The sequence below is a fragment of the Mesorhizobium sp. C277A genome, from assembly GCF_040324395.1.
In the GTDB taxonomy this organism is placed as follows: Bacteria; Pseudomonadota; Alphaproteobacteria; order Rhizobiales; family Rhizobiaceae; genus Mesorhizobium.
The window spans coordinates 248,070-270,329 of sequence record NZ_JAMYVW010000002.1; the positions used below are offsets into that span (position 1 = coordinate 248,070).

16 protein-coding genes are annotated in these 22,260 nt (G+C 63.7%); 11 read left to right on the forward strand and 5 right to left on the reverse strand.

Features of this window, described 5'->3' with window-relative positions:
* Window positions 1–29: 29 nt before the first annotated feature.
* From NKK52_RS01265 to NKK52_RS01280, 4 genes are read right to left on the reverse strand one after another with little or no spacing between them, the layout of a single operon-like run.
* On the reverse strand, window positions 30–1,379 hold the full coding sequence (locus NKK52_RS01265) for an aminotransferase class III-fold pyridoxal phosphate-dependent enzyme (protein WP_023682707.1): 1,350 nt from the start codon (window positions 1,377–1,379) through the stop codon (window positions 30–32).
* Window positions 1,380–1,399: 20 nt separating this feature from the next.
* Window positions 1,400–2,062, reverse strand: coding sequence for an HAD family hydrolase (locus NKK52_RS01270; protein ID WP_023682706.1), 663 nt, complete (start codon window positions 2,060–2,062; stop codon window positions 1,400–1,402).
* Window positions 2,059–3,342: a Tm-1-like ATP-binding domain-containing protein gene (locus NKK52_RS01275; RefSeq protein ID WP_023682705.1), complete on the reverse strand. Its 1,284-nt coding sequence runs from the start codon at window positions 3,340–3,342 to the stop codon at window positions 2,059–2,061. The genes NKK52_RS01270 and NKK52_RS01275 overlap by 4 nt, the downstream gene beginning before the upstream one ends.
* On the reverse strand, window positions 3,342–4,112 hold the full coding sequence (locus NKK52_RS01280; protein WP_023682704.1) for an IclR family transcriptional regulator: 771 nt from the start codon (window positions 4,110–4,112) through the stop codon (window positions 3,342–3,344). The genes NKK52_RS01275 and NKK52_RS01280 overlap by 1 nt, the downstream gene beginning before the upstream one ends.
* A 166-nt stretch (window positions 4,113–4,278) precedes the next feature.
* Here NKK52_RS01280 and NKK52_RS01285 point away from each other — a divergent pair, with 166 nt between their 5' ends.
* The 3 genes from NKK52_RS01285 (at window position 4,279) to NKK52_RS01295 (ending at window position 8,469) form a co-directional block, all read left to right on the forward strand.
* Window positions 4,279–5,727 (forward strand): APC family permease, encoded by a 1,449-nt coding sequence (locus tag NKK52_RS01285; protein ID WP_023682703.1) that lies wholly within the window; start codon window positions 4,279–4,281, stop codon window positions 5,725–5,727.
* A gap of 64 nt (window positions 5,728–5,791) precedes the next feature.
* Window positions 5,792–6,985 (forward strand): cytochrome P450, encoded by a 1,194-nt coding sequence (locus tag NKK52_RS01290; RefSeq protein WP_023682702.1) that lies wholly within the window; start codon window positions 5,792–5,794, stop codon window positions 6,983–6,985.
* On the forward strand, window positions 6,982–8,469 hold the full coding sequence (locus NKK52_RS01295) for an aldehyde dehydrogenase (protein WP_023682701.1): 1,488 nt from the start codon (window positions 6,982–6,984) through the stop codon (window positions 8,467–8,469). The genes NKK52_RS01290 and NKK52_RS01295 overlap by 4 nt, the downstream gene beginning before the upstream one ends.
* A gap of 176 nt (window positions 8,470–8,645) precedes the next feature.
* Here NKK52_RS01295 and NKK52_RS01300 read toward each other — a convergent pair whose 3' ends face one another.
* A complete protein-coding gene (locus tag NKK52_RS01300) occupies window positions 8,646–10,934 on the reverse strand; it encodes a mechanosensitive ion channel family protein (RefSeq protein ID WP_245263070.1) in 2,289 nt (762 codons plus the stop codon).
* 282 nt (window positions 10,935–11,216) lie between these two features.
* On the opposite strand from NKK52_RS01300, the gene NKK52_RS01305 reads away from it, so the two are divergent.
* The 8 genes from NKK52_RS01305 (at window position 11,217) to NKK52_RS01340 (ending at window position 22,151) form a co-directional block, all read left to right on the forward strand.
* Window positions 11,217–11,819, forward strand: a complete 603-nt coding sequence (locus tag NKK52_RS01305; protein ID WP_023667842.1) for an ANTAR domain-containing response regulator — start codon at window positions 11,217–11,219, stop codon at window positions 11,817–11,819.
* Between the two features lie 2 nt (window positions 11,820–11,821).
* On the forward strand, window positions 11,822–13,060 hold the full coding sequence (locus NKK52_RS01310; protein ID WP_031203861.1) for a CmpA/NrtA family ABC transporter substrate-binding protein: 1,239 nt from the start codon (window positions 11,822–11,824) through the stop codon (window positions 13,058–13,060).
* Between the two features lie 338 nt (window positions 13,061–13,398).
* Window positions 13,399–14,727, forward strand: a complete 1,329-nt coding sequence (locus NKK52_RS01315; protein ID WP_031203859.1) for a CmpA/NrtA family ABC transporter substrate-binding protein — start codon at window positions 13,399–13,401, stop codon at window positions 14,725–14,727.
* Window positions 14,728–14,821: 94 nt separating this feature from the next.
* Window positions 14,822–15,712: a nitrate ABC transporter permease gene (gene ntrB, locus NKK52_RS01320; protein ID WP_023682697.1), complete on the forward strand. Its 891-nt coding sequence runs from the start codon at window positions 14,822–14,824 to the stop codon at window positions 15,710–15,712.
* A gap of 10 nt (window positions 15,713–15,722) precedes the next feature.
* Complete coding sequence (locus tag NKK52_RS01325; protein WP_023682696.1) at window positions 15,723–16,520, forward strand: ABC transporter ATP-binding protein; 798 nt, start codon at window positions 15,723–15,725, stop codon at window positions 16,518–16,520.
* Window positions 16,521–16,524: 4 nt separating this feature from the next.
* Window positions 16,525–18,975 (forward strand): nitrite reductase large subunit NirB, encoded by a 2,451-nt coding sequence (gene nirB, locus NKK52_RS01330; protein WP_023682695.1) that lies wholly within the window; start codon window positions 16,525–16,527, stop codon window positions 18,973–18,975.
* 5 nt (window positions 18,976–18,980) lie between these two features.
* Window positions 18,981–19,310: a nitrite reductase small subunit NirD gene (gene nirD / locus NKK52_RS01335; RefSeq protein WP_023682694.1), complete on the forward strand. Its 330-nt coding sequence runs from the start codon at window positions 18,981–18,983 to the stop codon at window positions 19,308–19,310.
* Window positions 19,311–19,313: 3 nt separating this feature from the next.
* Entirely contained in the window at window positions 19,314–22,151 is a 2,838-nt protein-coding gene (locus NKK52_RS01340; RefSeq protein ID WP_023682693.1) for a nitrate reductase, read from the forward strand.
* Window positions 22,152–22,260 lie beyond the last annotated feature (109 nt).

Consider the following 22,260-nt stretch of genomic DNA (forward strand, 5'->3'; position numbering starts at 1 on the left):
TACCAAACTCCATTGCGTCAGCGGGTCCATCAGGCCCTCGACAGACCTGCATCGATGGCCTCGCCGATCTTTGCCACGTCGGCGGCGCCGATGATCAGCGGCGGCGACAGGATGATGTTGTTGCCGGACACGCGCAGCATGACGCCGGCGTCATAAGTGGCTTCCGAAACCACGGCCATGGTCTTCTTGTCCACCGGCTTTTTCGTCGTGCGATCGGAGACCAGCTCTAGCGCAGCCATCAGGCCCTTGTACCTGATGTCGCCGACGATCGCGTGCTTGGCTTTTAGCCCCTCCAGCATCGCCGCCAGCTCGATGCCGCGCGCGGCTGCGTTCTCGTCCAGGCGAAGCCGTTTGGTCTCGGCAAGTGCAGCCACCCCTGCCGCGCAGCCGACAGGATGGCCGGAATAGGTATAGCCATGACCGATCGCCCCGAAGCTGGTCTTGTCGGCCTCGAAGACGTCGGCGACCTTGGCGCCGATCAAGGTGGCGCCGAGCGGGAAATAGCCCGAGGTGATCGCCTTGGCGATGGTCATGAAATCCGGCTTCACGCCGGATAGCCGCGAACCCGACCAGGCGCCGGTGCGACCGAAGCCCGTGACCACCTCGTCGGCGATCAGCAGGATTTCGTGGCGGTCGCATATCTCGCGCACCAGCGGCATGAAGCTGTCATGCGGAACGATGACGCCGCCGGCGCCGAGAACCGGCTCCATGATGAAGGCGGCAATGGTGTCGCCGCCCTGGAAGGCGATCTCATCCTCCAGCGCTTTGGCGCACAGTTTGGCCAGCCGCGCCGGATCGGTCTCATCGAACGGATTGCGGAAGGTCCAGGGTGCGGGAATGTGGAAGACGCCGGGCATAAGCGGCTCATAGTTGCGGCGGAAATTGGCGTTGCCGTTGACTGACGCGCCACCGAAATGGGTGCCGTGATAGCCCTTCTTCAGCGCGAGGAATTTTGTCCGGTCGCCCTGGCCGCGGATCTTCCAGTATTGGCGGGCGAGCCGCAGTGCGGTTTCGACCGAATCCGAGCCGCCCGAGGTGAAGAAGGTCCGCACCATGCCTTCCGGTTCGAACCATTCGCTGAGTTCGTAAGCGAGCTCGATCGACGGGCCGGTCGACGTGCCGCGAAACCCGGAATAGTAGGGCAGGGCGCTGAGCTGGTCGGCGATGGCCTTCTTGATCGGGTCGCAGGAGTAGCCGAGATTGACGTTCCACAGTCCGCCAACCGCATCGAGCACGGTGTTGCCGTCGATGTCGGTGACCATCACGCCTTCGCCTTTCATGATCACCTTTGGCGGGTTGGCCCGCATCTCGGCCGGGTGTGCCATCGGATGCCAGATCGGCTTGGCGTTTTTCTCGGTGAGGAAATTGATGTCGCGCATCGCAAGGCTCCGCAAATGTCTCAGGAGATGAGGTCGAAATGGCCGAGGGCCTCGGCATAGGAAAGTGCCGGCCGCGCGACGTCGAAATGAACGGTGCGCATGCCGGCGGCACGGCCGCCATCGACATTGCGCTGCTGGTCGTCAACGAACACACAGGCGCCGGCAGGCAGGCCGAGCGCCTCGGTCACCAAGGCATAGGCGCGCGGATCGGGCTTGAGGATGCGGGTATAGGTGGCGTCGACGATGGTGTCGAACAGCTCGAGCAGCGGCAGCCGCTGACGGAAGCCGGCGCCATAGAACAGATCTAGCTCGTTGGACAGGATCGCCAGGCGAAATCCCGCCGCATGCACGGTCCGGATGGCGCGGACGGCTTCGGGCCGCACGATCTTTTCCGGCTCGGCTCCGCGTGCGCGCTGGACGAATGTCTCCATCGCCTGCCAGTCCTCGCCGACGAGCCGGCCGACTTCGCTGGTGCGGGTGCGCCAATAATCGCGCTCGCTGATCTCGTCGGCCTGCATGGAGCGCCACAGCGGATCTGAATCCGGGTCGAAAGGCCCGTGCCATTGCAGCGTTCCCGGCGCGAGGCCGAGCGCCTGTTCGGTCAAGGCATGGGTCTCGAAAAGGGTCCGGGTGACGACGCCGCCGAAATCGAGGACGAGCGCCTGGGCAGGAACAGCGCTCACGCAGCCACTCCCTTGGCCGGCATGCCGCGCGGGATGATGCCTTCCTCGACCCAGCGGTCGAAGATTTCGAGCGCCTTGCCGACGAACTCGTCGCTGTTGATGTGGGCGTCGATCTCGTGGAACTCGACGCCGGCGGGAATGGCCTTGCGCATCTCATCGGTGAACGCCGCGAGGGCTTCGGGTTCGTACAGCGGCTCGCCCTGCGCATCCCATTCCTGGATGCCGCCGGAGGGCAGGATGAAAGCGGAGCGCCCCTTCGACGCACCGAGCTTGGCGGCGATGGTCCTGGCGACTTCACGGCGGTCGGCGGCATCGACGGTGATCGAGCCGATCAACCTGTTATGAGCATGGAATGGCCGCTGCGCGAACTTTGTCGGCAGCGCCTGCCAGGTCGGCAAGTCGACCATGTCCACGGCGCCAGGGGCTGCGATCTGCGGAATGCCGCGGGCGCCGGCATTCTCCAGCCGGTCGGCGCCGGAGCTGACGACCGAACCGGCAAGATGATTGGTGATCTCCTGCAGGCTGAAGTCGAACACCGCGCAGAAATGGTCCTGGCTGGCGATCGATTCGAAGGCCCGGCCGCCCATCCCGGTGGTGTGAAAGACTGCGACGTCATAGCCGCGCCGCTCCAGCGCCGGCTTCAGCGTCTTCATATAGCGCAGGCAACTGCTGCCCAGCGAAGTCATGCCGATGGTCGGCCCGACCGCCGTGGCGGAAGCACGGGATGCAAGCACGATCTTCGCCGCACCGACGACCGCGCCGCAGGCCTGGGAAAGGACCAGCTTGCAGATGGTGTTGAGGCCGTAGAGCCCGCCTGCCCACAGGATCATCATCAGGTCGGGCGCGACACGCTCGGGCGGAATGAGGTGCGAGTAGGCGATGGTCGAGACGACGAATTTCGGCACGCCGAGCGGCAGGCACAGCGCGACATCGAGCGCCAAATCGGTTCCCATCGAACCACCGATGGCGATGAAGGCGTCGATCTCGCCGCGCTGGTGAAGCTGGCGCACCAGCTGAACGGCGCCGACGGCCATCAATGTCATGGCGGTGTTTTCGTCGCCGCTCGAGACGATTTCGGCCATCGTCACGCCAGCGGCCCGCGCAACGGCATGCTTGTCGTGATCGGGACTATAGGCGGGGGCGCCTAGCACGCTGACATCCATCATCACGGCGCGGCCACCGGATACCTCGATACACGCTTTCATGAACAGCAGTTCGTCGGTCTTGGTGTCGCCCGTGCCGATGACCAGGATTCGGGGCGTCGCCATATCTGCAGACATCAGGCCTGCCTCCTCAGGGTTTGCAGGTTTTCGCCATTGAGGCGCATCGAAATCTCCCGTGCCGCGGTCACAACCGCAAGCCCTCGTTCCACGATCGTAGCCGGTGTCGTCCTGGCCTTCGGGGCTGCCACCGCAATTGTCCCCAGCGCAAGACCATCGGCGGCCCGGATTGCAGCCGCGACGCCGATCACGCCGTCCTCATGGCCCTGGTCGCAGATCGAATAGCCGCGGTCGCGCGCCTCGCCGATCGACTTTGAAATGGCGGCCGGCTCGACGAGGGTATGATCGGTGAAGGCCTCAAGCGAACCTGTCAGGCATGCTTTCACGGTCGCGTTGTCGGCGAAAGCCAGATAGGCGATGCCGGAGGCGGTGGAATGCAGCGGCAGAAGCTGGCCGATATCGATGTTCACCCTGTTTGCCCAGCTTGAATGCTCGACATGGACGGTGATCAGTCTGTCGACGCCGAATTCCGACAGATGCACCGTCTCGGTTGTCGAACCCGCCAGATCCTGCGCCACGGGAATTGCCGTTTGCAGGAACGGGAAGCAGGCTTCGCGGATACGCGCCAGCCGCGACAGGCCGGCGCCGAGGCGATAGTGCCGCGTGCCGGCATCCTGCTCGACGAAACCATGGCCGCCAAGCGCCACCAGCCGCCGCCGCGTCGTCGCCTTGTCGAACGCACACCGCCGCGCGAGATCGGAAAGTCCGAACTCGGGCTCGTCCACCGTGAACAGCTCCAGAAGTGAAATCGCCTTGCCGACCGTACCCATCCAGCCTCCCGCTCGGATAGAAACTTAATGTGTGAATTAACTTGACAGGCATCGGCATTCTTTGCAAGTCTATATTCAAAATAAGGGTTCAAATAATGAACCGATGGCATTCAGGGAACAGGCCGAGCGGCCGCGAACCCAGGGGTTCGTAAAACTGGAGGGACAAATGTCAGCAGTTTCGGAACAGGCGCCCGTCAACAGGCTGCGCAAGAACAGTCTTGGCGTCGGCGCTATTACCTTCATGGTGATTTCGGCGGCGGCGCCGCTCACCGCGGTTGCCGGCGGCACGCCGCTCGGCATGCTTATGGGCAATGGGGCGGGCTTTGCCGGAACCTATCTTATCGTGACCGTGTTGCTGCTGCTGTTTGCGGTCGGCTACGTCGCCATGTCGCGCCATGTCGGCAATGCCGGCGCCTTCTATGCCTATGCCGCGCGCGGGCTCGGCGGTTTTGCCGGCGGCGCAACCGCAATCATCGCGATCCTGTCCTACAACGCCATGCAGATCGGGGTCATGGGCCTGCTGGGGGCCGCGACCGCCGGCCTGTTCGCCGGCTGGGGCATCGACCTGCCCTGGTGGGTGTGGAGCTTCATCGCCGTCGCCATCGTCGCGGTGTTGGGCTACCGCCAGGTCGACCTGTCGGCCAAGATCCTGACGGTGCTGGTGCTGTGCGAATACATCGTGGTGCTGGTGCTAGACCTCGCCATCCTCAAGACCGGTGGCGACAGTGGTCTCTCGGCGGCGCCGTTCAGCTGGAGCCAGATCGTCAGCGGCTCGCCCGCCATCGCCATCCTGTTCTGTTTCGCCGCCTTCATTGGTTTCGAGGCGACGACGATCTACGCCGAGGAAGCCCGCGACCCCAAGGTGACGATTCCGCGCGCCACCTATTTCTCAGTGTTGCTGATCGGCGTCTTCTACATGGTCACGGCCTGGCTGATGGCGGTCGGCGCCGGCGTCGACAAATTGTTGCCCGCACTGCAGGCGCTTCAGGATCCGACGACTTTCCTGTTCGGCCTGTCCGACCGCTACGCCGGAACCATGCTGTCGCACGCCATGGGCATCCTGTTCGTGTCGAGCCTGTTTGCCGGCGTGCTGGCGTTCCACAACGCGGTTGCCCGCTACATCTACGTCTCGGGCCGCGAGAAGCTGTTGCCTGAAGCGATCGGCGTGACGCATTCAGTGCACCAGAGCCCGCATGTTGCTTCCGTCATCCAGAGCGTGTTGGCAGCGATCGTCATCGGACTGTTCGCGGTGCTCGGCCTCGATCCGGTTCTGGCGCTGTTTTCCTGGCTGACCAATGTCGCGACGCTGGGAGTCATCGTCATGATGGCGGTGGCCTCGCTCGCCGTGGTGATGTACTTCCGCGCCAACCCGTCGACGCAGGAGAATGCGCTGAAGACCACCATCCTGCCTGGGCTGGCCTTCATCGCTTTCGTCGTCATCATCTACCTGATCGTCATTAATTTCGGTGGCCTGTCGGGCGCCAGCGGCTCCCTCGGCGTGTTCCTGCCGGGGCTGGTGCTGATTGCCGCGGTGGTCGGCCTGCTGCTTGCCGGTGCGTTGAAGAGCCGGGATCCGGTTGCCTTCGAAAATCTCGGCGTGCCGCTGAAGGACTAGGACAAAGGACAAGGGGGTAGCGCGTTCGGCGCCGCCCCTTTCCATCGCAAAGGGAGTACCGGCGTTGAGCTTTGCCGAGAGCATCACCGTTGAGGCGTTGGAAGCCGATCCGTATCCGATCTATGCGGAACTGCGGCGCAGCGCGTCTGTCGCTTTCGTGCCGGCGGTCAATCTCTGGTTCGTCACCCGCTGGAAGGACGTCGAGACCGTCGCAAAGTCACCCGACATCTTCTCCGCCGTCGTCGGTACGTCTCCGGTCGAACGCTCGTTCGGCAAGCCGACCATCCTGACCACCGACGGCGAAACGCACAGACAGCTGCGCCAAGGCGTCGATCCGAAATACCGGCCGCGCACCGTCGCCGCCTATGCCGGCGATCTCGTACGGTCGATTGCCGAACCTTTTCTCGACCGGATCGCCGAACAAGGCTCCGCCGAGCTGATGGCGGATTATTTCGAGCCGGTGTCGACGCTCAGCCTGGCGCGCTCGCTTGGCCTTGCCGACATCGACATGCCGACGCTGCGCCGCTGGTTCTATGGCCTTGCGCAGGGCGCCATCAATTTCGAGAACGACCCGAAGCGGCAAGAGATCGCCGACGCGATCAGCGCCGAGGTCGGCGCAGCCATCCGGCCGACTCTGGATAGACTGGCGCGCGCACCCGACGACTCGGCGCTGTCGCATATGCTGCATGACGGCATGCCGGAAGGCACGACGCGGCCGATCGATTTCTTGATGCCAAGCATCAAGGTCATCCTGCTTGGCGGCATGCAGGAGCCCGGACATGGTGCCGGTTCGATCCTCGCCGGCCTGCTTGCGCATCCCGAACAATTGCGGCAGGTGCTCGCCGATCCCGAGACCTTTGTGCCCAGGGCTGTCGATGAAGGCTTGCGCTGGGTGGCGCCGATCGGCACCCAGACGCGGCAGACGACGCGGGCGGTCGAGCTTGGCGGCGTAACGATCCCTGCCGGCGCCGCGGTCGCTGCACTTGTCTCCTCGGCAAGCCGCGACGAGAGCCGCTTTGCCGATCCAGACCGCTTCGACATCAACCGCAGGGAAGGCAATCATGCCGCCTTCGGCTTTGGTCATCATTTCTGTTCGGGCCGGTTTTTCGCGCGCGAGCAGATGTGCCTTGCATTAAGGCTGCTGCTCCTGCGCTTCCCCGATCTCAGCCTGGTGCCGGGCAAGGTGCCGGTGTTTCGCGGCTGGGAATTCCGAGCGCCAACCACGTTGTATGTTTCCCTGGGAGTCCGCCACCAATGATCAGCCAGAATGCCATCGACGCTCTGCGCAAGACGGAGATCGGCGATCGGGGCTTGTTTATCGATGGCGTACAGGCCGCAGCGACGAGCGGCGCGACGCTGGCGGTGATTTCGCCGATCGACGGCCGCCCTTTTGCCAGCATCGCCGACGGCAATGCCGCCGACATCGATCGCGCGGTCCGATCGGCGCGAAAAGCATTCGAGAAGGGTTCATGGTCGCGCGCCGCCCCTGCCTTTCGCAAGAAGGTGCTGACGAAATTTGCCGAGCTGATCGAAGAACATGTCGACGAGCTGGTCGTGCTTGGCGTGCGCGACAACGGCACCGAGATCGGCATGGCCTACAAGGCCGAGCCACTGTCGGCGGCCGGCACCATCCGCTACTACGCCGAGGCGATCGACAAGGTCTATGGCGAGATCGCGCCGACGGCCGACAATGTGCTCGGGCTGATCCACAGGGAGCCACTCGGTGTCGTCGGCGTCATCGTGCCGTGGAACTTCCCGCTGATGATCGGTGCCTGGAAGATTGCGCCCGCACTGGCCACCGGCAACAGCGTCGTCGTCAAGCCGCCGGAGATCGCCTCGCTGACCTTGCTGCGGCTGGCCGAACTCGCAAGCGAGGCTGGACTTCCCGAAGGCGTGTTCAACGTCGTTACCGGTCATGGTGCTGTCGCCGGCGAAGCGATTGGCCTCCATATGGATGTCGACGCCATCGCCTTTACCGGATCGGGGCCGGTCGGCCGGCGGCTGCTCGAATACTCCGCCCGTTCCAATTTGAAGCGGGTCTTCCTCGAGCTTGGCGGCAAGTCGCCCAACATCGTCTTTGCCGACGCTCCGGACCTGAAGCAGGCGGCGGTCGTCTCGGCCAACGGCATCTTTCGCAATTCAGGCCAGGTCTGCGTTGCCGGCTCGCGTCTGCTCGTTCAGTCGTCGGTCTATGATCTTTTCATGGACGAACTTGTCTCGGCAACCACGCGGCTCAAGGTCGGCGACCCGCTCGATCTCGCCAGCGATATCGGTGCGGTATCGAGCGCCGAACAGCTGGACAAGAATCTCGGCTTCGTCGCCATGGCGCAAGCCGAAGGCGCCCGTCTCGTCGCCGGCGGCGAACGGATACTGACCGAGACCGGCGGCAGCTACATGGCGCCGACGATCTTCGAGAACGTGACGCAAGAGATGCAGTTGGCGCGCGAGGAGGTGTTCGGACCGGTGCTCGGCGTGATGCGCTTCGAGACCGAGGAGGAGGCGGTGCATCTCGCCAACTCCACTGTCTACGGGCTTGCCTCGGCGGTGTGGACCGCCAATCTTTCCACGGCCCATCGCATGGTGCGCGCCATCAACGCCGGTGTCGTCCACGTCAACACCTATGGCGGAGCCGATATCACCGTGCCGCTTGGCGGCGTCAAACAGTCCGGTTTCGGCCGTGACAAGTCGCTGCATGCGCTGGAGAAATTTGTCGACCTCAAGACCGCCTGGATTGCGCTCTGAGCCTCGCGGAAAGGCCAGCATATCTGCTCTTTTCGTCAAGCTTGGCCTCAGAACGCCACGCTGGTGCTGGTTGGCGGCGATCAGGTCGTCGCTATCGGCAAGCTCGACTAGCGTGGTGTCGCGGGTCCAGGCTTTGCGCGGAAAGCCGTGTTGCGACCGGCGGGTATCACAGCGTCCTACTCCGTTGTGCCGGCTTTTTTTCTGCGCCGATTGGTGTGCGACTGGGCGACGGCCATTCGTAATTCAGGTGTGACCTCCAAACGCGCATTCTCTGTCCCATGCGGGTCTTGCAGCCCCTGGACGTGGACGGTCGGGAATGGGAGCTCGATGCCCTGCTCCTTGAAGGCCTGGCGGAGGCGCAAAAAGAACCTGCCTTTCATGCTGAAGGCGCCTCCAGGTCTGGTCGTGACCTTGACCCTCAAGACGATGCCGTACTCGCCGAACTCCTGCACCCCCTGCATCTTGATCGGTTCGATCACCCAGTGTTTGAACTCCGGATCTTCCGCCAGTTCCAGGCCAATTCGCTTGATCAGTTTGCGAGCAAAGTCGATATCGGTGTCATAGCCAACGGTGATGTTGAATTTGTCGGTGACCCAGTCACGGCTCTGGTTCTGCACGGCGCCGAGTTCGCCGAAAGGTATCGTGAACAGCGGACCACGATGGTGGCGCAGCTTCACCGAGCGCAGCGAAAAGCTCTCCACCGTACCCCTGTAGCTGCCCGATGAAATGTATTCGCCGACACGGAAAGCATCGTCGAGCAGATAAAACACGCCAGAGATCACGTCCTTGACGATGGTTTGCGCGCCAAAACCCACGGCGACGCCGACGACGCCGGCGCCGGCGATCAGCGGGCCGATCTGGATGCCGATCGAAGCGAGCATCATCAGCACCGCCATCACGATGATCACTGCTAGCAGAATGTTCTGGATGATCGGCAACAGCGTGTGCAGCCGCGCCTGATGCGGATCGAGGGTGAGGATGTCTTCTTCGCTCACCACCGCTTGCGGTATCGCGACGCCCAGCTTTCGTTCGATCAAGGCTTTGATGATCGACCAGCCGAAATCGGCAGCAAGGGCAATGACCACGACGTTGATCAAGCCGCGCAATATGAGCATGGTGGTCGTATCGCTGCCGCGCATGGATTGCATGTCCAGGCCCAGTACGCGTGCGAGAAGGTAAGCCGCCGCGAGGATGAAAATCATCCGGATACCGCGATCGATGACAGCGATCGTCACCGCCGGGATCGTCGGCCGGCCGGCATCTTCCGAACCGGGCCGCAGAACGAAATTAACCCCGCGCTCTGTCAGCACAATTGCCAAAGGCAGGAAGAATGCGGTGAAGGTAAACCAGAAGAATGTGTAGAGGCCGGCAATGCGTTCGAGGAACAGAACGACGAAGTAAGCCGTCAACAACCATGTCACTGCCGTGTGACCGCTGTGGCGCGCGCCGTCTCGCTGCGTTCTTGGCCGACGCCAAATGGCCAGCAGGAAGAGCAACAGCAGGATGAAATCGGCGCCCACCGACAGGACCATCATTCCGTCCTGGTCTATGCCGAGACCCGGCAAGAGGACAAACGCGGCGGCGAAGAAGGCGAAAACGCCGACGATCCGGGGCAGCCAATAAGCCCAATGGTCAGCAGCTCCGTTGGTGATCGGCAGGGCACGAACCTCGATGGCGTGCTCGACCTCCATGAAAGAAGGGACGAGCGTGGCCATCACGTATAGGCGCACAGCCCACGTAAAGACCGCAGCCATCAGAAATGTCAGCACAATCTCGCGGATGAGCGCTGGCCAGTCGAACAGCATGAACGCACCGGCGCTGCCCAGCGCGAACGAGCCGATCATCATGCTGGAATAAAGCGTGCGGCCGCCGATCTTCTTGGCCCGCCCGATGGGCGTATCTCTGGGTTGCGCGATGATCCAAAGACGAAATGGACGGGTGAGCTTGTATATTGCCCAGGTGAGCGCCAGGCCGGCAGCGATAAAGATCGCAATCAGCACCAATATGCTGACGGGGCCCTTGCTGGACATATCGCCCATGGTATTGGCCCGGACGCGCGCGAACTGGTCCGGCAGCGAAGGCAAGGTTCGCACGATCTTTTCGATGTGATGCTTGATCCGATCGAGCGTCGAGGATGCCATAGTATTCATCTGGCCCGGTGCGGCCACGGCGTCGGCCGGCGGAGCGCTAGTCTCGGCAGGCGCTTCCGTCGATCCTGCGCCCTGATTTCGTTGCTCGGCCACCCAGGCCTTCACCGACGGATCGTCGAGAAGCTCGAACAGCTGTTTGACCTTGTCGGGCGTGACGGCGGCCGGTGCCTGGGCCTGTGCCGGACCAGCCAACAGGAGGGCGATGCCAAGGACGAGTGGCCCGGCTATCAGGACGAACATCGCCGTCAGGTTCCCGGGACGCCGTGCCGGGCGCGCCGGCTCCCTGGCCCCCAATCGTCGTTTCATGAGCAGCATCGTGCGGTAACCTTCCGGTCAGATCGGCGAGCAAGGACAGCTATGTCCGTCGTTGCCCCCACCTTTAACAAGCCGATGTTGCGGTGCAAGTCTCATCGCACCTAGACCGTTGGGTAGGGCACCAGGCGACCGGCAAGGCTGTCATCACCAGCGCCAGCGTTGCGCTGCGTTCCTTGTCCCGACCACCTAGACCGGGTCATTGTCGGTCGTCGGTTGCTCCGCGGCGGGAGCCTGTGACCATGCCGCATTGCACAATTTTGCGACCTTGCCCACAATGCACGCATGGTCCGCAGCTCACTCGCCGTCCTGGTCATCGACGAAAACCGTATCCGCGCCGCGATCATTGAGGCAGGTTTGCGCGAGGCCGGCCATGAGCGGGTCACCGTCATCCACGACGTGACCGGCATTGCGCGGCGGATCGCCGAGATCGAGCCGGACGTCATCGTCATCGACCTGGAAAACCCGAACCGCGACATGCTGGAAAACATGTTCCAGCTGTCGCGTGCGGTGAAGCGGCCGATCGCCATGTTCGTCGACCGATCGGACCAGGCATCGATCGAAGCGGCGGTCGATGCCGGCGTTTCGGCCTATGTCGTCGACGGCCTCAGGCAAGAGCGCGTCAAGCCGATCCTGGACATGGCGGTCAGCCGCTTCAACGCTTTCTCGCGCATGGCGCGCGAGCTGGAAGAGGTTCGAGGCGAGCTTGAGAGCCGCAAGGTGATCGACCGTGCCAAGGGCATCCTGATGAAGTCGCGCGGCCTGACCGAAGAGGCGGCCTACACGCTGCTGCGCAAGACGGCGATGAACCAGAACCGCAAGATCGGCGACATTGCCCAGAGCCTGGTGACTGCCGCCGGGCTGCTCGGGCCGTCGGAGGACGAATGAGCATGAGCGCCGAGCACCAGATCACCGCCGGCTTCATGCCGCTCTTCGACAGTGCCGTGCTGGTTGCGGCGGGTGAGCTTGGATTTGCCGCGCGCGAGGGCATCGATCTCACACTGCACCGCGAGACCTCCTGGGCCAACATCCGCGACCGCATCGCCATCGGCCATTTCCACCTGGCGCACATGCTGGGGCCGATGCCGCTCGCCTGCAATCTCGGGCTGACGCCGCTTGCTTCCGAGACCATCGTGCCGTTTTCGCTCGGGCTTGGCGGCAATTGCGTCACCATCTCCAACGCCGTATGGGAAGGCATGGCGGCACACGTCGCCATACCCGATCTCGAGCCCGCGCGCGCGGGCGCAGCCCTTCGTGCCTTCATTCGCGAGCGCGCCGGGGCTGGCGGCGATCCGCTGCGCTTTGCCGTGGTGCACCCGCATTCGGGGCATAATTACGAACTGCGCTACTGGCTTGCCGGATGCGGCATCGATCCGGAGCGCGAGATCGAGATCGTCATCGTGCCGCCGCCCTTCATGGCCGATGCGCTGGCCGCTGGGCGGATCGACGGCTACTGCGTCGGCGAGCCCTGGAACAGCGCCTCGGTCGCTGCCGGCACCGGCCATATCGTCACCGTCAAGGCGCTGCTGTGGCGCAACAGTCCGGAGAAGGTGATCGGCGTGCGCAAGGCCTGGTCGCAGGAGAACCCGGTCGCGCTGGCAGCATTGCTGCGCGCGCTTCATCATTCGGCGCGCTGGTGCCAGGATCGGGGCAACCACGCCGAACTGGCTGGTGTGATGGCTCAAGCTGGCTTCCTCGGCCTGCCACCAGCTGTCCAGATGCCGATCCTGACCGGCCATCTTGAACTGGGCGGCGGCGCCGAACTGGATGTCGACGACTTCTTCCTGCCCTTCGACAAGGCGGCGAACTTTCCGTGGAAGAGCCATGCGCTGTGGTTCTATACGCAGATGGTGCGCTGGGGGCATGTCGAGCACACGCCGGAAAACCTTGCTATCGCCCGTGACTGCTACCGTCCCGACCTCTACCGCTCGGCGCTAAAGCCGCTTGGCGTTGCACTTCCCGGCGCCAATGCGAAGGTCGAGGGCGCGCTTAAGGTCGCCACGGCTGTCGGTGCGACCGGGGCAGGCTTGGTGCTTGGGCCAGACGGCTTCTTCGACGGTCAGACCTTCGACCCCGACGAGATCGACGGCTATATAGCGCGCCAGAAAGCCGCTCGCGCGGAAGCCTGATCATTCTCGCGCCATTCTTGTGCATTGCACAAAAAATGTGCGTGCGATTGCTGTAATGAACAATCTTTGACCTGCTTGCGATGTCGCCTCGCGTGCCGGCGTCTGGCCCGTAATGTTGATTTCATTTAGGTTTTTCGTTTCACTCAGAACTGGCACGGTTCCTGCTTTGAATTAGCCAGGCCCTTCGCGGGTCACGGAACAGGCGTCCAATGGCGGGCGCCACAGGCAAAGCTGCCGCTCAGGTCAACGACGCGATCCCGGATGTACGGACGCGCGAGGCCTGGACGGCGGCTTTTTTGTTTTGGGCCACTCGACGAAGCGTTCAACCGGAGATCACGATGAAAGAAAAAATAGGGAAATGGATCGGGACGGGAACATCGCTCAAGGATGTGACGCGCCGCGATTTTCTTGTCAGCAGCGCCATGACGGCCGGCCTGTTCGTGGCGGCCCGCAAGCTCTTCCCCTCGGGCGCCTATGCCGCCACGACCGCTCCGGAGGCCACCGGCGCCAAGCTCGGCTTCATCGCGCTGACCGACGCGGCGCCGCTGATGATCGCCAAGGAGAAGGGGCTGTTCGCCAAGTTCGGCATGCCCGACGTCGAGGTGCTCAAGCAGGCCTCCTGGGGCGCGACGCGCGACAATCTGATGCTCGGCGGCGAAGCCAACGGCATCGACGGCGCTCACATCCTGACGCCGCTGCCCTATCTCATGCACACCGGCAAGGTGACGCAGAACAACCAGCCGATGCCGATGGCTATCGTGGCGCGGCTCAACTACGACTGCCAGGGCATTTCGGTTGCGCAGGAATACGCTGGCACCGGTGTCGGGCTCGACGCCTCCAAGCTGAAGCACGCCTTCGCCGCCAAGAAGGCGGCCGGCAAGGAAATCAAGGCCGCCATGACGTTCCCGGGCGGGACCCATGATTTGTGGCTCCGTTACTGGCTTGCCGCCGGCGGCATCGATCCCGACAAGGACGTCTCGACCATTGTCGTGCCGCCGCCGCAGATGGTCGCCAACATGAAAGTCGGCAACATGGACGTGTTCTGCGTTGGCGAACCGTGGAACGAACAGCTCGTCCACCAGGGCGTTGGTTTCACCGCCGCCACCACCGGCGAACTGTGGAAGGGTCATCCCGAAAAGGCGCTCGGCCTCCGCGCCGAATTCATCGACAAATACCCGAACGCCACCAAGGCGATCGTGATGGCCGTCATGGAGGCCCAGCAATGGTGTGAGGCCACGGAGAACAAGGACGAGATGGCCGCCATCATCGGCAAGCGGCAATGGATGAACGTGCCTGTCGCCGACATTATCGGCCGCCTCAAGGGCGACATCAACTACGGCAATGGCCGCGTGGCCACCGGCACTGACCTCTACATGAAATTCTGGAAGGGTGGCGTCTCCTATCCCTACAAGAGCCACGACAGCTGGTTCCTCGCCGAAAACATCCGTTGGGGAAAATTCGCGCCGACCACCGACATCAAGACGCTGGTCGATCAGGTCAATCGCGAGGATATCTGGCGCGAGGCGGCGAAGGATCTCGGCGTTGCCGCAGCCGATATTCCGGCCTCGTCGTCGCGTGGCGTCGAGACATTCTTCGACGGCAAGATTTTCGACCCGGCCAACCCGTCGGCCTATCTCGACAGCCTGAAGATCAAGGCATCGGCTTGACCGGCGCAAACGGCGCGTTGCGCCGTTTGTCGCCCCCAGCGCAACGGCGCTTCGCCGCTTGTCGCCCGCATCGACCCCGGAGTTATACTCAGACATGTCCATCCAAGCCATTGAGGAAACCACGGTGAAGGCGTTCCCCGCGAAGCCTGCCGCGGTCATCGCTTTCACCGCCAAAGCGCGGCGCCGCTTCGACCCGATCGCGATCGCCGGCAGGCTGGCCACCGCCCTGGTGCCGCCGGTCATCGTTATCGCCTTCATGCTGGTCGTGTGGCAGATCGCCTGCTCGTCGCCGACCGCCAGCCTGCCGCCGCCCAGCCAGGTGTGGAACGAGGCCTATGACCTGATCGCGCATCCGTTCTTCAACAACGGCCCGCAGGATATCGGCCTTGCGTGGCGGGTGCTGATCTCTCTGCAGCGCGTCGCCATCGGCTTCGGCCTGGCGGCGATCGTCGGCGTCGCGCTCGGCGCCCTGGTCGGCCAGTCGATCTGGGCCATGCGTGGCCTCGATCCGGTGTTCCAGATACTGCGCACCGTGCCGCCGCTGGCCTGGTTGCCGCTGTCGCTGGCTGCTTTCCGCGATTCCAGCCCGTCGGCGCTGTTCGTTATCTTCATCACCTCGATCTGGCCGATCATCATCAACACCGCCGTCGGCGTGCGAAACATTCCGGAAGACTACCGCAACGTCTCACGCATCTTGCGGCTCAACCAGTTCGAATTCTTCGTCAAGATCATGGTTCCGGCCGCCGCACCCTACATCTTCACCGGCCTCAGAATCGGCATCGGCCTGTCCTGGCTCGCCATCGTCGCCGCCGAAATGCTGACCGGCGGCGTCGGCATCGGCTTCTTCATCTGGGACGCCTGGAACTCGTCGCGGCTGCCCGACATCATCGTCGCGCTCGCCTATATCGGCGTCACCGGTTTCTGCCTCGACCGCCTGGTCGCTGCGGTCGGCGCTTTCGTCACCCGCGGCACAACGGCAAAGTGAGGAGAGGGCGATGACGGCCTATCTGAAGCTCGACCATATCGACAAATCCTTTGCCCGCGGCGGTCAGGTCAGCGAGGTGCTCAAGGACATCAGGCTGACCATCGACAAGGGCGAATTCGTCTCCATCATCGGCCATTCCGGCTGTGGCAAGTCGACCTTGCTCAATCTGATCGCCGGGCTGACCAAGGTTTCCGCCGGCGCCGTGCTGCTTGAAAACAAGGAGGTCGACAGCCCCGGACCCGAGCGCGCCGTGGTGTTCCAGAACCACAGCCTGCTGCCATGGCTCACCGTCTACGAAAACATCAGCCTGGCGGTGTCGAAAGTCTTTGGTCGTTCCAAGAGCAGGACCGAACGGCATGACTGGATCATGCGCAATCTTGATCTCGTGCAGATGGCCCATGCCAAGGACAAGCGGCCGGCCGAAATATCGGGCGGCATGAAGCAGCGCGTCGGCATTGCCCGGGCGCTTGCCATGGAGCCGAAGATCCTGTTGCTCGACGAGCCGTTCGGTGCACTCGACGCGCTGACGCGCGCCCATCTTCAGGACGCGGTCATGGACATCCATTCCAGGCTCGGCTCGACGACGATCATGATCACCCACGATGTCGACGAGGCGGTATTGTTGTCCGATCGCATCGTCATGATGACCAACGGTCCGGCGGCGACCATCGGCGAGGTGCTTGCGGTGCCGCTGGCACGGCCGCGTCGCCGCGTCGAACTCTCTTCCGACCGCACCTTTTTGCGCTGCCGCGAAGCGGTGCTGAAGTTCCTCTATGAACGTCATCGCTTCGTCGAAGCCGCGGAGTAACGCCATGACCGAAAAGCTCGTCATCATCGGCAACGGCATGGCCCCTGGGCGCATGCTGGAGCATCTGCTCGAACAGGCGCCGGGCCGCTACACCGTGACCATCTTCAACGCCGAGCCGCGGGTGAACTACGACCGCATCATGCTGTCGCCGGTTCTCTCCGGCGAAAAGGCCTATGAGGAAATCATCATCCACGGCGACGGCTGGTACATCGCCAACAACATCACCCTCTACAAGGGTCACAAGATCGTCGCCATCGACCGGGCGGCCAAGACCGTCACCTCCGACCACGGCGTCACCGAGCCTTACGACAAGCTCGTCATCGCCACCGGATCAGTGCCTTTCATCATTCCGGTGCCCGGTCACGATCTGCCGGGCGTGCTGACCTATCGCGACCTCGACGATGTTCAGGCCATGATGCTTGCCGCCCAGTCGCGCGCCAAGGCCGTGGTCATCGGCGGCGGCCTGCTCGGGCTGGAGGCGGCAGCAGGTTTGAACGCCCAAGGCATGGACGTCACCGTGCTGCATGTCATGCCGACATTGATGGAGCGTCAGCTCGATCCAGCCGCCGGCTATCTCCTGCAGCGCGCGGTGGAACAGCGCGGCATCAAGGTCATCACCAAGGCCAACACCCAGGCGATCACCGGCAACGGCAAGGTCGGGCAGGTGGAGCTTGCCGACGGCACCATCATCCCGGCAACGCTGGTGGTGATGGCGGTCGGCATCCGGCCGAATGCGGCGCTGGCCAAGGAGGCCGGCATAGCCGTCAATCGTGGTATTGTCGTCGATGCCGGCATGCGCAGCAACGACCCCGACGTCTACGCGCTCGGCGAATGCGCCGAGGTCAACGGCCAGGTCTACGGGCTGGTCGCGCCGCTCTACGAGATGGCGCGCGTTGCCGCGAACCAGTTGGCCGGCAACGAGGCAGCGGCCTTCGTCCACATGGACACGCCGACCAAGCTCAAGGTCACCGGCATCGACCTGTTCTCGCTTGGCGACTTCGCCGAAGGCGAGGACCGCCAGGAGATCGTGCTGCGCGATGCCGCCGCCGGCGTCTACAAGCGCCTTGTGCTCAAGGACGACCGCATCATCGGCACCGTGCTTTATGGCGAGACGGCGGACGGGGCCTGGTTCAACGATCTCAAGAAGAAGCAGACCGACATATCGGAGATGCGCGACACGCTCATCTTCGGCCAGTCCTACCAGGGGGGTGCCCCGCTGGACCCTATGGCGGCCGTTGCAGCCTTGCCGGATGATGCGGAAATCTGCGGCTGCAACGGCGTTTGCAAGGGAAAGATCACCGGCGCGATCACGGCCAAGGGCCTGGCTTCGCTCGACGACGTGCGCGCCCACACCAAGGCATCGGCTTCCTGCGGTTCGTGCACCGGGCTGGTCGAGAAGCTGATGGTGCTGACCATCGGCGACAAATACAACCCGGCCGCCGTGCAACCGATGTGCGGCTGCACCACGCTCGGCCATGACGAGGTGCGCCGGCTGATCATCGCCAAGAGCCTGAAGACCATTCCCGCCGTCATGCAGGAGCTGGAATGGACGACCTCCTGCGGCTGCGCAAAATGTCGGCCGGCGCTCAACTACTACCTCGTCTGCGACTGGCCGAACGATTACGCCGACGACTATCAGTCGCGCTTCATCAACGAACGCGTCCACGCCAACATCCAGAAGGACGGCACCTATTCGGTGGTGCCGCGCATGTGGGGCGGCGTCACCAACGCCGCCGAACTGCGCGCCATCGCCGACGTCGTCGATAAGTTCGAGATACCGATGGTCAAGGTCACCGGCGGCCAGCGCATCGACATGCTGGGCATCCGCAAGGAGGATCTGCCGGCGGTGTGGGCCGATCTCGGCCAGGCCGGCTTCGTCTCAGGCCATGCTTACGCCAAGGGCCTGCGCACGGTGAAGACCTGTGTCGGCTCCGACTGGTGCCGCTTCGGCACGCAGGATTCGACCGGCCTCGGCATTCGCATCGAGAAATTCATGTGGGGCTCGTGGACCCCGGCCAAGGTCAAAATGGCGGTGTCGGGCTGTCCGCGCAACTGCGCCGAGGCGACCTGCAAGGATGTCGGCGTGATCTGTGTCGACAGTGGCTACGAGATCCATTTCGCCGGCGCCGCCGGCCTCGACATCAAGGGCACCGAAGTGCTTGGCCTGGTCAAGACCGAAGACGAGGCGCTGGAGCATGTCGTGGCGCTGACGCAGATGTATCGCGAGCAGGGCCGCTATCTCGAGCGCATCTACAAATGGGCCAAGCGCATCGGCATCCCCGAGATCAAGCGCCAGATCATGGACGACGGCGCCAAGCGCAAGGCCTATTACGAGCGCTTCGTCTTCAGCCAGAAATTCGCCCAGGTCGACCCGTGGTCGGAACGCGTCTCCGGCAAGGACAAGCACGAGTTCCGGCCAATGGCTTCTGTCGGGTTTGCGCAGGCGGCGGAGTGATCAAAATGGACTGGATATCGATCGGCTCACTCTCCGACATCCCGCGGCGTGGCGCGCGCTGCGTCGACACACCCGAGGGTAAGATCGCCGTCTTCCGCACGCAGGACGATCAGGTCTACGCCATCGACGATCATTGCCCGCACAGAGGTGGGCCGCTGAGCCAAGGCATCGTCCACGGCACCGCCGTCACCTGTCCCTTGCACAATTGGGTCATCTCGCTGGAGACGGGCAAGGCGCTCGGCGCCGACGAGGGCGCCGTACGCACCATTCCTGTGCGGACCGAGGGCGAGCACCTGTTCATTGCGCTGAAAGCGCTGGCCAGCCGCGCGGCCTGAAGCATGGAACTGGGCGAAGCGCGCGAGGTGAGGACCACCTGCCCCTATTGCGGGGTGGGTTGCGGCGTGCTGGCGAAAGTCGCCGCGGACGGTGAAGTCAGCGTCCGCGGCGACCCCGACCATCCAGCGAATTTCGGCCGGCTCTGCTCCAAGGGCTCGGCCCTGGGCGAAACCATCGACCTCGACGGCAGGCTGCTCTACCCCGAAATCCACGGTCGCCGTGCCGGCTGGGACGAGGCGCTCGATCTCGTCGCTTCGACCTTTTCGCAAACCATCGCCGAGCACGGTCCGGACTCCGTCGCCTTCTATGTCTCCGGCCAGTTGCTGACCGAAGACTACTATGTCGCCAACAAGCTGATGAAGGGCTTCATCGGCTCGGCCAACATCGACACCAATTCGCGGCTATGCATGGCCTCATCGGTTGCCGGCCACCGCCGCGCCTTCGGCTCCGACACCGTGCCCGGCACCTACGAGGATCTCGAGCTCGCCGACCTGATCGTGCTGGTCGGCTCCAATCTCGCCTGGTGCCATCCCGTGCTCTTCCAGCGCATCGCGACGGCCCGGGAAAAACGACCGGAGATGAAGGTCGTGCTGGTCGACCCACGCCGCACCATGACTGCTGATATCGCCGATATGCACCTGGCGATCGCGCCGGATGGCGACGTTGCTTTGTTCACTGGTCTGCTCGCCTGGCTTGGCCAGCACAACGCGCTCGACCGCGCCTACATCACCGCCCACACGACTGGCTTCGGGCAAGCGCTCTTCGCCGCCTCGAAACTCGATCTTGCCGGCGCTGCCGCCGCCACCGGCTTGAGCGAAGAGGAGCTTGCCCGCTTCTACAGCCTGTTTGCCGCCACAGCGAAGACCGTCACCGTCTACAGCCAAGGCGTCAACCAGTCGTCTTCGGGCACCGACAAGGTCAACGCCATCATCAACTGCCATCTCGCCACCGGCCGCATCGGCAAACCTGGGGCAGGACCGTTTTCAGTGACTGGCCAGCCCAACGCCATGGGCGGCCGCGAGGTCGGCGGCATGGCCAATATGCTGGCCGCCCATATGGAGATCGAAAACCCCGAGCACCGCGACCGCGTGCAGCGTTTCTGGAATGCGGCGGCCGTCGCTCAAAAGCCCGGTCTGAAGGCGGTCGAGATGTTTCAGGCGGTGGCCGACGGGCGCATCAAGGCGCTGTGGATCATGGCCACCAACCCGGTCGATTCGATGCCGGATGCCGATGCCGTCGAGGCAGCGATCAAGGCTTGCCCGTTCGTCGTGGTGTCGGACGTGCTGGCGAGCACGGACACCGTGCGCCACGCTCATGTGCGGCTGCCCGCCGCCGCATGGGGCGAGAAGGACGGCACCGTGACCAATTCAGAGCGCCGCATCTCGCGCCAGCGCAGCTTTCTTGCGGTGCCTGGTGAGGCGCGGCCGGATTGGTTGATCGTCGCCGAGGTGGGCAAGCGGATGGGGTTTGACGAGGCGTTTTCCTATTCGTCGCCAGCGGAAATCTTCGCCGAACACGCCGCGCTGTCGGGGTTCGAGAATGACGGCGCACGGGATTTCGATATTGGTGGTTATGCTGGTGTTGATAAGGAGGCCTATGCAGCGCTTGAGCCTTTCCAATGGCCGGCGCCGAGCCCAGCCATCCCCCTCTGGCCTGCCGGCCATCTCCCCCGCAAGGGGGGAGATCAGCCGTCGCCTCGGCCTTCGCCAATTACCAACGATGCAGAAGATATGCCGGCGTCAAAGCTGCCAATCTCCCCCCTTGCGGGGGAGATGTCCGGCAGGACAGAGGGGGGTGTTCAAGCGGGACTTGACCCTTCCAACACCCGCTTCTTCGCCAACGGCAATTTCTACAATCCCGACCGCAAGGCCCGCTTCATCGCCATTCGTCCCATCGTCGAGACACGCACCAGCCCGGACTATCCGCTGATCCTCAACACCGGCCGCGTTCGCGACCATTGGCACACAATGACCCGCACCGGCAAAAGCCCACGTCTCTCCCAGCACATGGCCGAGCCCTTCGTCGAGATCCACCCGGCGGATGCCACGCATCACGGCATTGGCGACGCCGACATCGTGCGCGTCTCCAGCCCGCGCGGCGATGTGCTGGTGCGCGCGCTGGTGACGGCACGCCAGCGCCAGGGGAGCGTGTTTGCGCCGATGCACTGGACTGACCAGTTTTCGGCAAAAGGCCGGCTCGACACGCTGACCGCGCCTCTGACCGATCCGGTTTCCGGTCAGCCTGCGCTGAAACATGTCGGCGCCCGCATCGAGAAGTTCGCCGCGAGAGCCTTCGGCTTCGCCGTGGTGCGCCGCAAGCCGGTGGCGGTCGCAGCAGATTACTGGGCCGTGGCCAAATGCAAGGGCGGCTGGCGGGTGGAGCTTGCCTTTGCTGACGACGACATCGACTGGGCTGGTTTTGCTGGTTCGCTTTTCGATGTTCCCGTAGCCGATACGCTCGCTTATCACGACCGCGATACCGGCCAGCATCGTATTGCTGCCTTCGACGACCAGCACCTCGCCGGGGCTTTGTTTATCGCGTCGGGACCGGTGGCGGTTTCGCGGGGTTGGGCGGCACAGCAACTCCAGGAGGTTCACACCAGCCAGCGCGAACGCTTCAGGATCGTCGCCGGTCGCGCCGGCGCCGATCGGCCCGATTCGGGCGCGACCGTCTGCTCCTGTTTCAGCGTCGGGGTCAACCAGATCGCGGCGGCAGTGGCAGCCGGGTGCGCGACAGTCGAAGCCATAGGCGGCGCCCTGAAGGCCGGCACCAATTGCGGCTCCTGCCGGTCCGAGATCCGGGCGGTCATCCAGGCCAATCGGGTTCAGGCTGCGGAGTAGATGCGGCTGGATGGGGAGGGGATCTGAAGATACCCTCTTGGGCCACCAAGGCCATCGATTGCGGAAGGTGGTGGCGGTCCTTTTCGGGCCGCTATGAGCGCGCCGGCAG

What these genes read in the sequence shown, in the direction of transcription:
- NKK52_RS01265 (WP_023682707.1), bottom strand. Translation starts at nt 1,379, where the DNA reads ATGCGCGACATCAATTTCCTCACCGAGAAAAACGCCAAGCCGATCTGG.
- NKK52_RS01275 (WP_023682705.1), bottom strand. Translation starts at nt 3,342, where the DNA reads ATGTCTGCAGATATGGCGACGCCCCGAATCCTGGTCATCGGCACGGGC.
- NKK52_RS01280 (WP_023682704.1), bottom strand. Translation starts at nt 4,112, where the DNA reads ATGGGTACGGTCGGCAAGGCGATTTCACTTCTGGAGCTGTTCACGGTG.
- NKK52_RS01285 (WP_023682703.1), top strand. Translation starts at nt 4,279, where the DNA reads ATGTCAGCAGTTTCGGAACAGGCGCCCGTCAACAGGCTGCGCAAGAAC.
- NKK52_RS01295 (WP_023682701.1), top strand. Translation starts at nt 6,982, where the DNA reads ATGATCAGCCAGAATGCCATCGACGCTCTGCGCAAGACGGAGATCGGC.
- NKK52_RS01300 (WP_245263070.1), bottom strand. Translation starts at nt 10,934, where the DNA reads ATGCTGCTCATGAAACGACGATTGGGGGCCAGGGAGCCGGCGCGCCCG.
- NKK52_RS01305 (WP_023667842.1), top strand. Translation starts at nt 11,217, where the DNA reads ATGGTCCGCAGCTCACTCGCCGTCCTGGTCATCGACGAAAACCGTATC.
- NKK52_RS01310 (WP_031203861.1), top strand. Translation starts at nt 11,822, where the DNA reads ATGAGCGCCGAGCACCAGATCACCGCCGGCTTCATGCCGCTCTTCGAC.
- NKK52_RS01315 (WP_031203859.1), top strand. Translation starts at nt 13,399, where the DNA reads ATGAAAGAAAAAATAGGGAAATGGATCGGGACGGGAACATCGCTCAAG.
- ntrB (WP_023682697.1), top strand. Translation starts at nt 14,822, where the DNA reads ATGTCCATCCAAGCCATTGAGGAAACCACGGTGAAGGCGTTCCCCGCG.
- NKK52_RS01325 (WP_023682696.1), top strand. Translation starts at nt 15,723, where the DNA reads ATGACGGCCTATCTGAAGCTCGACCATATCGACAAATCCTTTGCCCGC.
- nirB (WP_023682695.1), top strand. Translation starts at nt 16,525, where the DNA reads ATGACCGAAAAGCTCGTCATCATCGGCAACGGCATGGCCCCTGGGCGC.
- nirD (WP_023682694.1), top strand. Translation starts at nt 18,981, where the DNA reads ATGGACTGGATATCGATCGGCTCACTCTCCGACATCCCGCGGCGTGGC.
- NKK52_RS01340 (WP_023682693.1), top strand. Translation starts at nt 19,314, where the DNA reads ATGGAACTGGGCGAAGCGCGCGAGGTGAGGACCACCTGCCCCTATTGC.